Annotated in this window: 12 protein-coding genes; 5 read left to right on the top strand and 7 right to left on the bottom strand. The window is 64.1% G+C overall.

Annotated elements, in window-relative coordinates; all coding sequences use genetic code 11:
• The first annotated feature begins 9 nt into the window (after window positions 1-9).
• The 5 genes from xdhC (at window position 10) to NCT04_RS04325 (ending at window position 5435) form a co-directional block, all read left to right on the top strand.
• Complete coding sequence (gene xdhC / locus NCT04_RS04345; protein WP_244827396.1) at window positions 10-1026, top strand: xanthine dehydrogenase accessory protein XdhC; 1017 nt, start codon at window positions 10-12, stop codon at window positions 1024-1026.
• Between the two features lie 42 nt (window positions 1027-1068).
• The gene (locus tag NCT04_RS04340; protein ID WP_244827395.1) at window positions 1069-2091 is read left to right on the top strand and encodes an adenosine deaminase; all 1023 of its coding nucleotides are present in this window, start codon (window positions 1069-1071) and stop codon (window positions 2089-2091) included.
• 3 nt (window positions 2092-2094) lie between these two features.
• Window positions 2095-3465, top strand: coding sequence for an NCS2 family permease (locus NCT04_RS04335; RefSeq protein WP_244827394.1), 1371 nt, complete (start codon window positions 2095-2097; stop codon window positions 3463-3465).
• A 27-nt stretch (window positions 3466-3492) separates the two neighbouring features.
• Entirely contained in the window at window positions 3493-4821 is a 1329-nt protein-coding gene (gene guaD, locus NCT04_RS04330; RefSeq protein WP_244827393.1) for a guanine deaminase, read from the top strand.
• Between the two features lie 164 nt (window positions 4822-4985).
• Window positions 4986-5435, top strand: a complete 450-nt coding sequence (locus tag NCT04_RS04325) for a hypothetical protein (protein WP_250463913.1) — start codon at window positions 4986-4988, stop codon at window positions 5433-5435.
• Here NCT04_RS04325 and NCT04_RS04320 read toward each other — a convergent pair.
• The 7 genes from NCT04_RS04320 to NCT04_RS04290 are packed head-to-tail and all read right to left on the bottom strand — an operon-like array spanning window position 5432 to window position 12664.
• Window positions 5432-6490, bottom strand: a complete 1059-nt coding sequence (locus NCT04_RS04320) for a 2-aminoethylphosphonate aminotransferase (RefSeq protein WP_250463911.1) — start codon at window positions 6488-6490, stop codon at window positions 5432-5434. The genes NCT04_RS04325 and NCT04_RS04320 overlap by 4 nt on opposite strands.
• Window positions 6490-7647, bottom strand: a complete 1158-nt coding sequence (aepY, locus tag NCT04_RS04315; RefSeq protein WP_250463909.1) for a phosphonopyruvate decarboxylase — start codon at window positions 7645-7647, stop codon at window positions 6490-6492. Before aepY ends, NCT04_RS04320 begins: the two co-directional genes overlap by 1 nt.
• The gene (gene aepX / locus NCT04_RS04310) at window positions 7640-9328 is read right to left on the bottom strand and encodes a phosphoenolpyruvate mutase (protein ID WP_244827389.1); all 1689 of its coding nucleotides are present in this window, start codon (window positions 9326-9328) and stop codon (window positions 7640-7642) included. Before aepX ends, aepY begins: the two co-directional genes overlap by 8 nt.
• Window positions 9325-10098, bottom strand: coding sequence for a phosphocholine cytidylyltransferase family protein (locus NCT04_RS04305; RefSeq protein ID WP_250463907.1), 774 nt, complete (start codon window positions 10096-10098; stop codon window positions 9325-9327). The genes aepX and NCT04_RS04305 overlap by 4 nt, the downstream gene beginning before the upstream one ends.
• 24 nt (window positions 10099-10122) lie before the next feature.
• On the bottom strand, window positions 10123-11139 hold the full coding sequence (locus NCT04_RS04300; protein ID WP_244827387.1) for a flippase-like domain-containing protein: 1017 nt from the start codon (window positions 11137-11139) through the stop codon (window positions 10123-10125).
• Entirely contained in the window at window positions 11136-11951 is an 816-nt protein-coding gene (locus NCT04_RS04295; RefSeq protein ID WP_250463904.1) for a HalD/BesD family halogenase, read from the bottom strand. Before NCT04_RS04295 ends, NCT04_RS04300 begins: the two co-directional genes overlap by 4 nt.
• Window positions 11948-12664: a CDP-alcohol phosphatidyltransferase family protein gene (locus tag NCT04_RS04290; RefSeq protein ID WP_250464018.1), complete on the bottom strand. Its 717-nt coding sequence runs from the start codon at window positions 12662-12664 to the stop codon at window positions 11948-11950. The genes NCT04_RS04295 and NCT04_RS04290 overlap by 4 nt, the downstream gene beginning before the upstream one ends.
• Between the last annotated feature and the right edge of the window lie 151 nt (window positions 12665-12815).

Raw genomic sequence — 12815 nt, 5'->3', positions numbered from 1 at the left:
AGCCCCTCGATGCAAGTTTGGCTGACCGACCTGCAACACCTGCTCGCGCACGGCGATGCCGTCGTGCTCGTGACGGTCGCGCGTGTCGAAGGCTCCGCGCCGCGCGAGCCGGGCACGAAAATGATCGTCACGCGCGAAGAAGCCCGCTATACCATCGGCGGCGGCCATCTCGAATGGAAGGCGATCGAAACCGCCCGGCAAGTGCTGAAGGACGGCCAGCGCCGTCCGCACATGCGGCGGCTCGAGCGTTTCGCGCTCGGTCCGAGCCTCGGCCAGTGCTGCGGCGGTGCGGTCGTTCTGTCGTTCGAGCGGCTCGATGTCGGCGATCTCAACTGGGTGACGTCGCTCGCGAAGCGCACGGCGCAGGGTCTTTCGACCGTGCGCAGCGTTTCGTTCGCGCCGATGCCCGATGCCGTCATGCTCTCCGACCCCGAACCGGGCGCCGAAGACACCGACTGTCTGCTGTGGGACGGCGCGGGCTTCGACGAAAGCGGCGCGCTGCTCACCGAGACCATCGCGCCGCGCGACTTCCAGGTCGTGCTGTTCGGCGCGGGCCATGTCGGGGCCGCGCTCGTGCGCGTGCTCGCGACCTTGCCGTGTCACGTCACCTGGGTCGACGAACGCGACGCGGCCTTCCCCGCCGCGCAGTTCGTGCCGGATAACGTAAGCATCGAGCCGAACGACGCGCCGGACGAAGCCATCGACCAGGCGCGGCCCGGTACGTACTTCATCGTGATGACGCACAACCATACGGTGGATCTCGAACTCGCCGCACGAATTCTCGCGCGTGGCGATTTCGCGTTCTTCGGCATGATCGGCTCGCATACCAAGCGCAAGCAGTTCGAGCACCGGCTCGCGGCGCGCGGGATCGACCCCGCGCGTATCGGCCGGATGGTGTGTCCGATCGGTATCGACGGCATCGTCGACAAAGCGCCCGAAGTGATCGCCGTTGCAGCGGCAGCCCAACTGCTGCAAGCGGTCGAAGCCAACGCCAGCACTTCTGCGTCGTCGCAGCAGACCGCCTGACTAGCCGCAGGCGGAAGTCCCAGCCCCAACAAAGACAAGCCCATGAATCCCACACTCGCCGACAAGATTGCGCGCGCGCCCAAGGCGGAGTTGCATATCCATATCGAAGGATCGCTCGAACCCGAGCTGATTTTCGCGCTGGCGAAACGCAATGGCGTGACGCTCGCCTACGATTCCATCGACGCCTTGCGCGCGGCCTACGCCTTCACCGATCTGCAGTCGTTCCTCGACATCTACTACGCCGGCGCGAGCGTGCTGCTGCACGAGGAAGACTTCTACGACATGACGATGGCCTACGTCGAGCGCGCGCTCGCGGACCACGTCACGCATACGGAAATCTTCTTCGATCCGCAAACGCACACCGAACGCGGCGTTTCCATCGACACGGCGGTGGCCGGTATCGAGCGCGCGCTCGCCGAAGGCGAAAAGCGTGGTCTCACGTCGAAAATCATCCTGTGCTTCCTGCGCCATCTTTCCGAGGAAGACGCGCTCGCCACCTTCGATGCCGCGTTGCCGCTGTTCGACCAGTACGCGCATCGGCTGATCGGTGTCGGGCTGGATTCGTCGGAGCGCGGCCATCCGCCGTCGAAGTTCGAGCGCGTGTTCGCGAGAGCGCGCGAACGCGGCCTCAAGCTCGTCGCGCACGCGGGCGAGGAAGGCCCGCCGTCGTATGTCTACGAAGCGCTGGATCTGCTCAAGGTGGATCGCGTCGATCACGGCGTGCGCAGCATCGAAGACGCGGCGCTCGTCGCGCGTCTCGCCGACTCGCGCATTGCGCTCACGGTCTGCCCGCTCTCGAACATCAAGCTTTGCGTGTTCGACGACATGGCCAAGCACACGCTCAAGGACCTGCTCGATCAGGGCGTCGCGGTCATGGTGAATTCGGACGATCCCGCCTACTTCGGCGGCTACGTCAACGCGAACTATTTCGCCATCGTCGATGCCCTGAAGCTCTCGGATCACGAGGTCTACACGCTCTTGCGCAACAGCCTCGAAGCCTCGTTCGTCACCGATGAAGAACGCGCCGCGATGATCGCGCGCCTGGACACGCACTGGAAGCAGTAAGAAATGGAAAGCACGGCAACAACTCAACGCGACGCCACCGCGCTCGAACGCTTCTTCGGCGTGCGCGCGGCGGGCTCGCTCGTCAAGACCGAAGTCGTCGCGGGCATCACGACGTTTCTAACGGCGATGTACATCATCGTCGTCAATCCGGGCATTCTCTCGCAGGCGGGCGTGCCGTTTCCGGCGGCGCTCACGGCCACCGTCATCGTCAGTTTTCTCGGCAGTTGCGCGATGGGCCTTTACGCGCGCAATCCGGTGCTCGTCGCGCCGGGCATGGGCATGAACGCGCTCTTTGCGTTCGTCATGGTTCACGGCGGCAAGATGCCGTGGCAGACCGCGCTCGGCTGCGTGTTCTGGGCCGGCGTGATCTTCGCGGTGCTCGCGATCTTCAACGCGCGCAAGCTCGTGGTCGACGCCATTCCCGACAATCTGCGGCACGCGGTTTCGTGCGGCATCGGCTTGTTCATCAGCCTCATCGGGCTCGTGAACGCGAAGTTCGTGGTGGGCGATCCGGTGACCATCGTGCATTCGGCATCGCTCAATCCGGTGGTCATCACGTTCCTGATCGGGCTTGCCGTGACGACCATATTGGTGGCGCGCAAGACCACCGGCGCGCTCATGCTCGGCATCGTGTTCACGACGATCATCGCGATTCCCATCGGCCGCTATTGGGGCGACGGCACCGCTTACTGGCCCGCCGCCATCGCCACGAAAACGCTCGTCAACTGGAACGGGTTCGTGTCCGCGCCGGACTTTTCCGCGCTCGGCCAGCTCGATTTGATCGGCGCGCTGAAGGTGGCCTACTGGCCATTCATCTTCGTGATGCTGTTCACGTCCTTCTTCGACGCGCTCTCCACTTTCATGGCGATCTCCGAAGCCGGCAAGCTCTACGATAAGGACGGCAACCCGCGCAACATCCGCCAGTCGATGATGGTCGACGCCTTCTCCGCGCTCGTTTCCGCGCCGCTCGGCACGAGTCCGGCGAACGCGTATATCGAGTCGGCGGCGGGCATTTCGGCGGGCGGGCGCACGGGACTCGTCGCCGTCGTCGCGGGCCTGTGCTTCCTGCCGTTCCTGTTTCTCTCGCCGCTTCTGTCGCTCGTGCCCGCCATCGCCACCGCGCCCGCGCTGGTGCTCGTCGGCGTGTTCATGATGGAAGCCATCACCAAGATCGAATGGCAGCGCTTCGACGAAGCCATCCCCGCGTTCCTCGCGATGATCCTCATCCCGCTCACGTATTCGATCACGGACGGTGTCGCGTATGGCTTTCTCGCGTTCGTCGTGCTCAAGTCGGCGACAGGACGCGCGAAGGAAATCAAGCCGGCGATGTGGATCATCGCGGGCTTTTCGTTAGTGCTGCTTTCACAGCTTTGAAAACCACGAGATTGGAGACGTTGCATCATGACTCAAACCGCCTACCGCGCCCAGCTGCTCACCTTCCGGGAAGATCCCGCGCATGCCGCCGACGGCGCGGTCCATGAGGCCGATGGCCTCTTGATCGTCGAAGATGGCAAGGTGGTCGCGGCGGGTTCGTATGCGTCGGTGCGCGACAAGCTCGCCGCGGACGCCACCGTGCATACGCTGCGCGACAAGCTGATCGTGCCGGGCTTCATCGACTCGCACATCCACTATCCGCAGACGGACATGATCGCGTCGCCCGCGCCGGGCCTCTTGCCGTGGCTCAACACGTACACGTTTCCGACGGAACGCGGCTTCGAGAATCCGGCGGTCGCGCGCGAAACGGCGAGCTTCTTCATCGACGAACTGCTGGCCAGCGGCACGACCACCGCGCTCGTCTATTGCACGGTCCACAAGCAATCCGCCGATGCCTTCTTTACCGAAAGCGAAGCGCGCAACCTGCGCATGGTCGCGGGCAAGGTGCTGATGGACCGCAATTGTCCCGAGTTCCTGCGCGACACCGCGCAGTCGGGCTACGACGACAGCGACGAACTGATCGGGCGTTGGCATGGCCGCGGGCGTCAGCAATATGCGCTCACGCCGCGCTTCGCGCCGACCTCGACGGAAGCGCAGCTCGAAGCCTGCGGCGTGCTCGCGCAGAAGCATCGGGACGTGTTCATCCAGAGTCACGTGGCGGAGAACACCGACGAGATCAAGTGGGTCGAGAGCCTGTTTCCGGGACACCGCAGCTATCTCGACATCTACGATCACTACGGTCTGTTGCGACGCCGCGCGGTGTACGGCCACTGCATCTATCTCGACGATGCCGACCGTCAGCGCATGGCCGAAACGGGCGCGGTGGCGTCACACTGTCCCACGTCGAACCTGTTTCTCGGCAGCGGCCTCTTCGACTTCGACAAGGCCGGCGCCTCGAACATGCCGGTTGCGCTCGCAACGGACGTCGGCGGCGGCACCTCGTTCTCCATGCTGCAGACCATGAACGAAGCGCACAAGGTCGCGCGTCTGACGGGGCATCATCTGACGGCGACGCGCATGTTCTGGCTCGCGACGACGGGCGCGGCGCAAGTGCTCGAACTCGACGACAAGATCGGCACGCTCGCGCCCGGCAGCGAAGCGGATTTCGTCGTACTCGACCCGGCTGCGACGCCGCTGCTCGCACGCCGCACGCAGCGCGTGAATACGCTTGAGGAACTGCTGTTCGCGTTCGCGCTTCTCGGCGACGATCGCGCGGTGTACGAGACGTATGCGGCCGGCAAGCGCGTGCATTCGCGCGAGCGTCGGCAGACGGCGGCGCTGGAACTGGCGGCGTAGTCGAGCATTACGCTGCGGAGTTCCGCGAAGTTCGGGTTACTGATTGCCAACCGGCAGCCAGTAGCCCGTTTCTTTTTAGAACGATGGCCGCCATTCGAGCATGGCGTGTGCATAGCGGATAAAGTGGAGCCTCCGCGTTCAACCATTCGTTCGCAATGGCCTCCATGAAGCACACCGCGCGCACTTCCCACATCGCCGTCAAGACCGCTCTCGTTTCATTGCTCGCGTTGCCGGCGCTCTGTCAGGCTTTTGGAATCGAAGGCCCGCTCGACTGCCATTCCAACGCGCATGATTTCATCGCGCCGCTCCTGGAAACCAATCTCATCGAAACCAAGCCCATGCGCGTCGAGCCGAATTCGATCAACGCGTTCCGGCCGGTCAAGGGCGTGAATCTCACGGCTTACGGATTCAAGATTTACGCGGTGGTGGGATATCAGAAGAACGATCCGATCTTCAAGGAAGGCAAGGGCGACCCGATCGGCGATTCATCCTACGGCGCCGTCGTTTGGGGCGGCGACGACGAAGTGCTGAAGAAGGTGCGCGATGCGGGCAGCGACGCGGTCGTGCACCACGTCGCGCCCTTCATCACGGCGATTTTTTGCAAGCGTTCCTAGCGCAGCAATTCCGCAACCGACGAAAGCAGGCGCTGCATGTCGTTGGAATCCAGCGCGCCCATCGTCGAGATACGGAACAGTTCCTTCGACAAGCCGCCCTGCCCTGCGTAAATGACGAAACCTTTCGCCTTCAACGCGTCGTGCATCTTCTCGTAATTCACGCCAGCAGGCAGGCGATACGCCCGCAATACCACCGACGACTCCTGCGCCGGCAACGCGCTCTCGATGCCGAGCGCAGCCAAACCCGCGCGCACCTGCTCGGCGAGCGTCGCGTAACGCCGATGCCGCGCGCGCCAGCCGCCTTCTTCCTCGAACTCGCGCAGTGCTTCGACGAGGGCGTAATACGCATGCACCGATGGCGTGAACGGCGTATTGCGCTCGTCCTGCAGTTTGGCCAGACGCGCGATGCCAAGGTAGTACGTGCGGCTCGCGGCGTTCTGCAAGGCATCGCGCCGCGCGATGACGAACGCCGCGCCCGGCACGCCGTGCAGGCATTTGTTGGCTGTCGCCGCCACCGCGACGATGCCGCCGCCGTCGAAGTCGATCGCCTCGGCGCCGAAGCTGCTGACGGCATCGACGAGCAACCCGATGCCGCGTTCGGCGCACGCGCGTGACAGCGTGTCGAGCGGGTTCAGGCGCCCCGTCGTGGTCTCGTGATGGATGATCGCGACATGCGAGAAGCCATCGAGACGCGCGATGATCGCATCGGTATCCGGCGCCTGCATCCACTCGTATTTCACGACTTCATGGTCGATGCGGTACTGCTTCGCGATCTGCGCGATGCGCTCGCCATACACGCCGTTCTCGACGATCAGAAGCCGCCCGCCTTCCGGCACGATGCCCGCAATCATGCTCTCGACGGCCGCCGTGCCCGAGCCGGTCATCAACACGGCGCTCCACTTCGCGGGATCGAGTTCGTAAGCGGCGACGAGACGCTTGCGCGCTTCGTCCTGAAGGTCGAAGAACTCCGGCTCGCGATGGCACAAGTCGGTCTGTAAAAGGCTCTTGCGCACGCGTTCGGACAGCGTGACGGGACCAGGATTGAGCAGCAGCATCAGCGGTCTCCAATGTGTCGTTGCAGACGCGCGCGCACGTCTTCGGGCGTGATCTTAGGACGCGGCAAGTCGCCCGGCGTGCCGGCGCGAATCGACAGCCGGGCAAAGCGCGCGCCATTCACGTCGCGCGCTTGCAGCAGGCGGTCGATCACGCCGATGTCGTCGCCATCGAGCGCGAGCGCGTAGCCGCAGGCGGAAGCGATCGACGCGAAATCGACACCGCGCGAAACCGTCGCCTGACCGCCGGTGGATTCGTGTGCGCCGTTGTCGAGCAGCAAGTGCACGAGGTTCGGCGGCCCGTAAGCGCCGAGCGTGGCGAACACGCCCATGCGCATGAGCGCGGCGCCGTCGCCGTCGAGCGCGACCACGGTCAGGTCCGGGCGCGACAGCGCAAGCCCGAGCGCCATCGGCGTGACGCAGCCCATCGAGCCGACGAGATAGAGCTGGTTCGCGCGGTCATCGATTGCGTAGAGTTCGCGGCCGCAAAATCCCGTCGATGCCAGCACGACCGTTTCGCCGGCAGGCGTGTTCGCGATCACGCGTTCGAGCGCCGCATGACGCGTCACGCGCTCGCCTTCGAAGCGCTGCACGGCGGCAGGCGTGGCGTTCGACTTGACGCCCGACAAGCCGGTTTTCTTGAGCTCGTAAGGCGCGACGCTGCCCTTTTGCATGACGAGCGCATACGGGCGGCCCGTCTTGTCCATATACGCCGTCGCGCGGTCGAGCGCCGGACCGATGGCTTCGCTTTCCGTCGGAAACAGTTCCCACGGAATCTCCATCGTTTCGAGCATCTGCGGCGTCACGGGACCCATGAGCGCGTGTTGCGGCTCATCGGCGACGCCTGGCTGGCCGCGCCACGTCACGATCAGCAACTGCGGCAGGCGAAACGTCCACGTGAGCGACGTCAGGGGACTCACCGCATTGCCCAAGCCGGAGTTCTGCATCATGGCGATGCCGCGACGTTTGCCCGCGCCGCCGAGCGCGACGCCCGCGATCAGCGCGACGGCGTCGCCTTCATTCGCCGCCGAGACGTAATGCAGTGAGTCGTCCTGCAGCACGTAGTTGATGAACGGCGTGAGATACGAGCAAGGCACGCCCGCGTACCAGTCGAAGCCACGCGCGCGCGCCGCTTCGACGAACCCGGCAGCTTCAATCACGCTCGTTCTCCGTGCCGACCGGCATTTGACCGTGCGCGAAATCGCCGGCGCGACGGAAGTCGTCGAGGTCGTTCACGCCGCGCCAGTGGCCGTGCACGTATTGCACTTCGACCTTCTTGCCCGCCGCGACCAGTGCATTGAGCAGCGCGGCCATGTCGAGCTTGTCGAAGTCGGCGCGTTGCTGCAATTGCTTGAGCGTGGTTTGCAATGCTTCTCGCGCGTTGGCGCGCACGTTGATGAGGCCGATCCAGCGGCCTTGCGGTGCGCGGCCATCGGTCAGATTCTGGCCCGCGCCGACCACGCTTTGCAGCCAGACTTTCTGGCCGAAGAGCGAGCGGTCGTCGGCGTGCGAGCAATACGCGAAGTCGGTGCCGCTCGCGCCCGCTTGCGGCGCCTGCGACGAATCCACCACCACGCAGAAGTCGCTATCCGATTCCACCAGATCGCGCAGGATATAGCTGCGGAACAAAAGATCGCCGTACGAAAGCACGGTGTCGCCGCTCATATGCTTCACGGCACACGCGAGCGATGCCAGCTCGCCCGTCGTCTCGTGCTCCGCGTTGACGACGAGACGGATACCGGACGCATCGATCGCATCGGCGCGATAACCGCCGACCACCGTGATGTCGTTGATGCCTTCCTTTTTGAACGCTTCGGCCAGATGGCGCAAGAGCGGCTTGCCCGCGACCGGCAGCATGACTTTCGGACGCTCGGCGGTCAGCGCTTCGAGGCCCGCGCCACGGCTTGCCGCCAGCACCACGGCGCTGCGTTGCGCGTTGGCCGAACTCAGATAGATGTTCTCGGCGGCCGAGTATTCGTCGGCATCCTGCAGACGGAAAATTTCGTTGACCGACGCAATGCGGTCTTCCACGTTGATAAGCGTCTCGCTATCGTGGATTTCCTTCGCGATGGCCTGCATGGCCGAGACCGCGCCGCGAATCAGATGGTTCGCCCAGATCACCGTGCTGATGCCCGCCTGACGGAACACATCGGTCGGCGTGCTGTAGTACTTCGTCGGCACGATGACGAGCGGCCCGCGCCCGGCCCATTCGCGCGCGAAGGTCAGGATTTCGTCGGGCTTCGAGAGCTTGCTGTGAATCAGGATGGCGTCCGCGCCCGCCTGGCGATACGCCTCGGCGCGCTTCAACGCTTCTTCCATGCCCCAGCCCGCGATCAGCGCTTCCACGCGCGCGACGATGGAGAAGTTCGGGTCGCTCTGCGAGTCCTTGCCGGCTTTGATCTTGCCGCAGAATTCGTCGATATCGGCGAGCGGCTGCGCTTCGCCGTTGATGAAGCTGTTGGTCTTCGGAAACTGCTTGTCTTCGATACACACGCCCGCGATGCCACGCTGCTCCAGCTTCTTGACGAGCCGGCGCACGTTGTTGAAGTTGCCGTAGCCGGTGTCGCCGTCGAGGAGAATGGGCAAGTCGCTGGCGTCCGCCATGAATTCGAGGTTGTCGACGACCTGCGTCCAGCTTGCTTCGTTGTTGTCGCGCACGCCGAACTGCGCGGAGATCGACAGGCCCGAGCCCCAAATCGCCTTGAAGCCCGCTTCCTTGGCGATGCGCGCGGAAATGCCGTTGTGCGCCTCCATCAGGAATTCGAGGCGATTGCTTTGCAGCATCTCGCGCAGGCGCAGCGTGCGCGAAAAACCGACGGGAAGTTGCGAGGGTGCGTTCATTTCAGGGCTCCGGCAAACTGACTGAGGGCGTTCAATTGCGGCAGCACGTCGAGAGCCGCGCGCGTCACGTCGTTTTGAAAGTCGATTTCGATCCACGGTGCGCCGGTGACATCGGCGATATCGAACACGTGGCGCTTTTCCAGCAACAGGTCGCGCACCGCTTCTTCATGCGGCAAGTTCGCACGCCCGGTTCCCACGTAATCCGCGACGATTTCGGCCAGGCGCTGCGCCGTCTTCTGATCGAAGCGAAAGAATCCCACCGATTCGCCGATCGTGTCGTAATCCAAGCCCGCCGCCACTTGCTTGCGCAGTTCGACCGGCACGCCGTGCGCCACGCACAGCTTCACCGGCTCGTCGCCGGCTTCGAAGTCGCGGTCGATCAAAAGACGGTTCGCCGAGCCGCCCGCCACCAGCGGCGCGAGAATGCGTTCGTCGTAGAGCACGTCGGCGTCCATCAGGAGGACATCGCCGCCGCGTGTCATGGCGTCGCGCGCGGTATGCACGGAGAGCACGCTGCCAAGCGAGAAGTCGGCGTTGATCACCGTTTCCGTCTTGGGCTTCCAGTCGATGCCCGCCAGTTCCGCGTCGATCTGTTCGTGCTTGAAGCCCGTCACGAAGACGACTTCATCGACACCGGCTGCCTTCAGCAAGTGCAGATGGCGCTCAAGGAGCGACGCGTCGCCGAAACGCAAGAGACACTTCGGCTTTTGCTGGCCTTCGGGCTGCACGAGGCGCAAGCCCATCCCGGCCGCAAGGATAATTGCGCGCATGGTGTGATTCCCTTCGAGGGTGGTTCAGTCGATTTCCGGCACACGCGCGAGACGGCGGCGCTGCCAGCCCTTTTCAACGAAATGCAGATAGACGATGCCCGGCACGCCAAGCAGCAACTCGCGCGCACGTTTCACAAGCGACAGCGCGAGCGCCGCTTCGGGCGGCAGGCCGACCAGACGTGCGAGCAGCAGATAGCCGCCTTCCTGCACGCCGAGCGAACCGGGAATGGCGAACGCCGCGCCGCGAATGGCCTGGCCGAGACTTTCGAGCAGCAGCGCTTCGGTCCAGCCGACCGGGTGGCCGAGCAGACTCAGCGCGAGCCACACTTCGCCCGTGCCAACCACCCAGCCGACCAGGCTCAAGCCGAAGCTCGCCGCCACCTTGCCGCGTTCGCGATACATCTCGTGGACGGCGGTATCGACCGCTTCGGCGCGTGTGACGAGCGAAGACCAGTCGTGCTTCTTCGAGAAGCGCGCCGCGATGCCGGAGGCGAAGCGCATGGCGCGACCGAAAAGACCGCGCCGCTGCGCCAGATAGAAGCCGAGAATCATCGCGCCGATCACGCCGATGACCGCGAGCACCGCGATCCGTACGGTGGAAGCGGAGCCGCCCGTCGCGTAACCGGTGAGGAGCACGACGCCGACCAGCGCGAAAAGCAATTGCGCGACCGTCTGCATGGTCGTGCTGACGGTAATGACCGCGGCGGCGTCGCGGGCGCGCATGCCGCGCTGCGTGAGATAGCGGACCATGAGCATCGGTCCGCCGATCTGCCCGGCGGGCATCAGGCTGTTGACCGATTCACCCGTCCAGCGCGCGAGCAAGGCATCGCGCAAGGAGACGTCGCGTTCCTTGTTCGAGAAGAGAGTGCTGATAGCGATTGCATCGATGAAAAGCGGCACGAAATGGAACGCCGCGACGGCGACGAGTCCCCAGCCCGCCGCGGCGAGCGTCGAGGCCACGGAGCCGAAGCCTTGCCAGCCGAGCAGCGCGACGAACAGAACCACGCCGGCCGACAGCAGGAAAGTGCCAGCGCGACTCATGCGGCGCCGTTCTTGCCGCCCTTGCGGCGAAAGACCTGCTTGAAACCGAAGTACGCGATCGAATCTTTCATGTTCGAGATGAAGCGCTGAAACGGCTTCATGTTCGGGTCGGTCACGTATTCGAACGTAAGCGAGACGCGCATTTCATTTTCGCCGAGCGGCGTGATGCGATGACGCAGCTTGTCGCCGTCGAAGAAGACGAGCGCGCCCGGCGGATACTGCACCGAGCCCGGCTGATCGGGAATCCCGGGCGTGCGCGTGTGCAGTTCGTAGTCGAGACGGCAGGAGGAGTCGTCGATGACACCGAGCAACAGCGTGTAACGGCGGCCGTTGTAATACGAAGTGTCGTAGTGCCAGCCGATGTGATCGCCTGGCCGCGTATAGAAATACAGCGCGTAGGCGTGCGCGTCGTCTTCGGGCGAGAGTTGCAGTTTGTCGCCCGTCAGCGTTTCGAGCCACTCGATGAGGGCTTCCGAGCGGTACAGGTCCGCGATGAACGGCGCGAGCTTGTCGAGCGTATGACGGCTCACGCTGCCGCCCGCCTTGTGCCCCGGCAAGTAATTGCGATTCACGGCGGGCAGGACATCGTGCACGGCGGCGATCAGGCGTTCGGTGTAATCGCGCGGCAGAAAGTCTTCGAGGTAGAGAAACGCGCCCTGCTTGTCGTAGTCCTGGCGCAATTGCGGCGTCGGCAGCGTCGAGATGCGCGCGGACAACGTCGTGTCGATGTCGCGCGCGCTCGGCGTGGCTTTGCTGGTCCCGTTGCTCGTTTCGTTGAGCTTGTCGTGAAGTGGGGTTGCCGTATCGCTCATCTCACCGCCTGGAAGTCCTTGCCGTTCTCGCTACGCGTTTGCGCCTGGCTCGCGCTCGAGCTCTTTGCGCGACGCTCGCGACGCATCACGCGTTGATAATCCACCGCCACGTAGATCGCGAAAAGCGGCGCGCCGATGGCCGCGGCGATCAGAAACGGCGTCATGCCGTTCAGGATGGTAATCACCGGCAGCAGGTAAAGCACGTCCTCGGTTTCGAAGCCTGCCATCGACGCCTGCTTCGTGGCGGCCTTGCCGACCGTCGACTCGATCCGCATGCGCAGGAAAAAGATCAACGCAACAGCAATGCCCGCGATGCCGCCGAGCCACTGCGCCGAAACGAGCCACGCCGGATGATGCACGCTCACGTAAAAGCCGATGCCCGCGAACAGCAGCACGGTGACGAGCGCATCGCACGCGAGGTCGTACAGGTGGCCGATCCTGCTCGACTGACCGCTGATACGCGCGAGCTCGCCGTCGGTGTGATCGACGAAATTCGACAGTGCGATCAGCAACGCGCCGAGCGTGCAAAGCCAGAACGAACCGAGCGACAAATAGTACGCGCCGCCAAGACCGATGGCGAGCCGTAGTGTCGTAAGGTGATTGGGCGTTACCGGCGTTCCGACGAGTGGCGTGACGAGACGGCGGGCAATGCGCGCGTCCCATGTCGATGGTTCGGGAACGGCTTTCGGGCTGGGCGGACACGATTTTGTCATCACGCGAATATATCGCTATTTCGCGCAAGCTGCATATATTGCGACTCATTCCGACGGCGTCGGAACCTTGTTTAGCGGGGCCGGACGCGTGTTTTGATCCATGCCCGCTCGCCGCAAACGATTGTCGCGATTCGTCCCGAAGCAAATATTT

The sequence above is a fragment of the Caballeronia sp. GAFFF2 genome, from assembly GCF_023631485.1.
Classification (GTDB): Bacteria; Pseudomonadota; Gammaproteobacteria; order Burkholderiales; family Burkholderiaceae; genus Caballeronia.
This window is presented reverse-complemented; position numbering and strand designations above follow the sequence as displayed.

What these genes read in the sequence shown, in the direction of transcription:
- NCT04_RS04340 (WP_244827395.1), top strand. Translation starts at nt 1,069, where the DNA reads ATGAATCCCACACTCGCCGACAAGATTGCGCGCGCGCCCAAGGCGGAG.
- NCT04_RS04305 (WP_250463907.1), bottom strand. Translation starts at nt 10,098, where the DNA reads ATGCGCGCAATTATCCTTGCGGCCGGGATGGGCTTGCGCCTCGTGCAG.
- NCT04_RS04320 (WP_250463911.1), bottom strand. Translation starts at nt 6,490, where the DNA reads ATGCTGCTGCTCAATCCTGGTCCCGTCACGCTGTCCGAACGCGTGCGC.
- NCT04_RS04335 (WP_244827394.1), top strand. Translation starts at nt 2,095, where the DNA reads ATGGAAAGCACGGCAACAACTCAACGCGACGCCACCGCGCTCGAACGC.
- xdhC (WP_244827396.1), top strand. Translation starts at nt 10, where the DNA reads ATGCAAGTTTGGCTGACCGACCTGCAACACCTGCTCGCGCACGGCGAT.
- aepX (WP_244827389.1), bottom strand. Translation starts at nt 9,328, where the DNA reads ATGAACGCACCCTCGCAACTTCCCGTCGGTTTTTCGCGCACGCTGCGC.
- NCT04_RS04295 (WP_250463904.1), bottom strand. Translation starts at nt 11,951, where the DNA reads ATGAGCGATACGGCAACCCCACTTCACGACAAGCTCAACGAAACGAGC.
- guaD (WP_244827393.1), top strand. Translation starts at nt 3,493, where the DNA reads ATGACTCAAACCGCCTACCGCGCCCAGCTGCTCACCTTCCGGGAAGAT.
- NCT04_RS04325 (WP_250463913.1), top strand. Translation starts at nt 4,986, where the DNA reads ATGAAGCACACCGCGCGCACTTCCCACATCGCCGTCAAGACCGCTCTC.
- NCT04_RS04290 (WP_250464018.1), bottom strand. Translation starts at nt 12,664, where the DNA reads ATGACAAAATCGTGTCCGCCCAGCCCGAAAGCCGTTCCCGAACCATCG.
- NCT04_RS04300 (WP_244827387.1), bottom strand. Translation starts at nt 11,139, where the DNA reads ATGAGTCGCGCTGGCACTTTCCTGCTGTCGGCCGGCGTGGTTCTGTTC.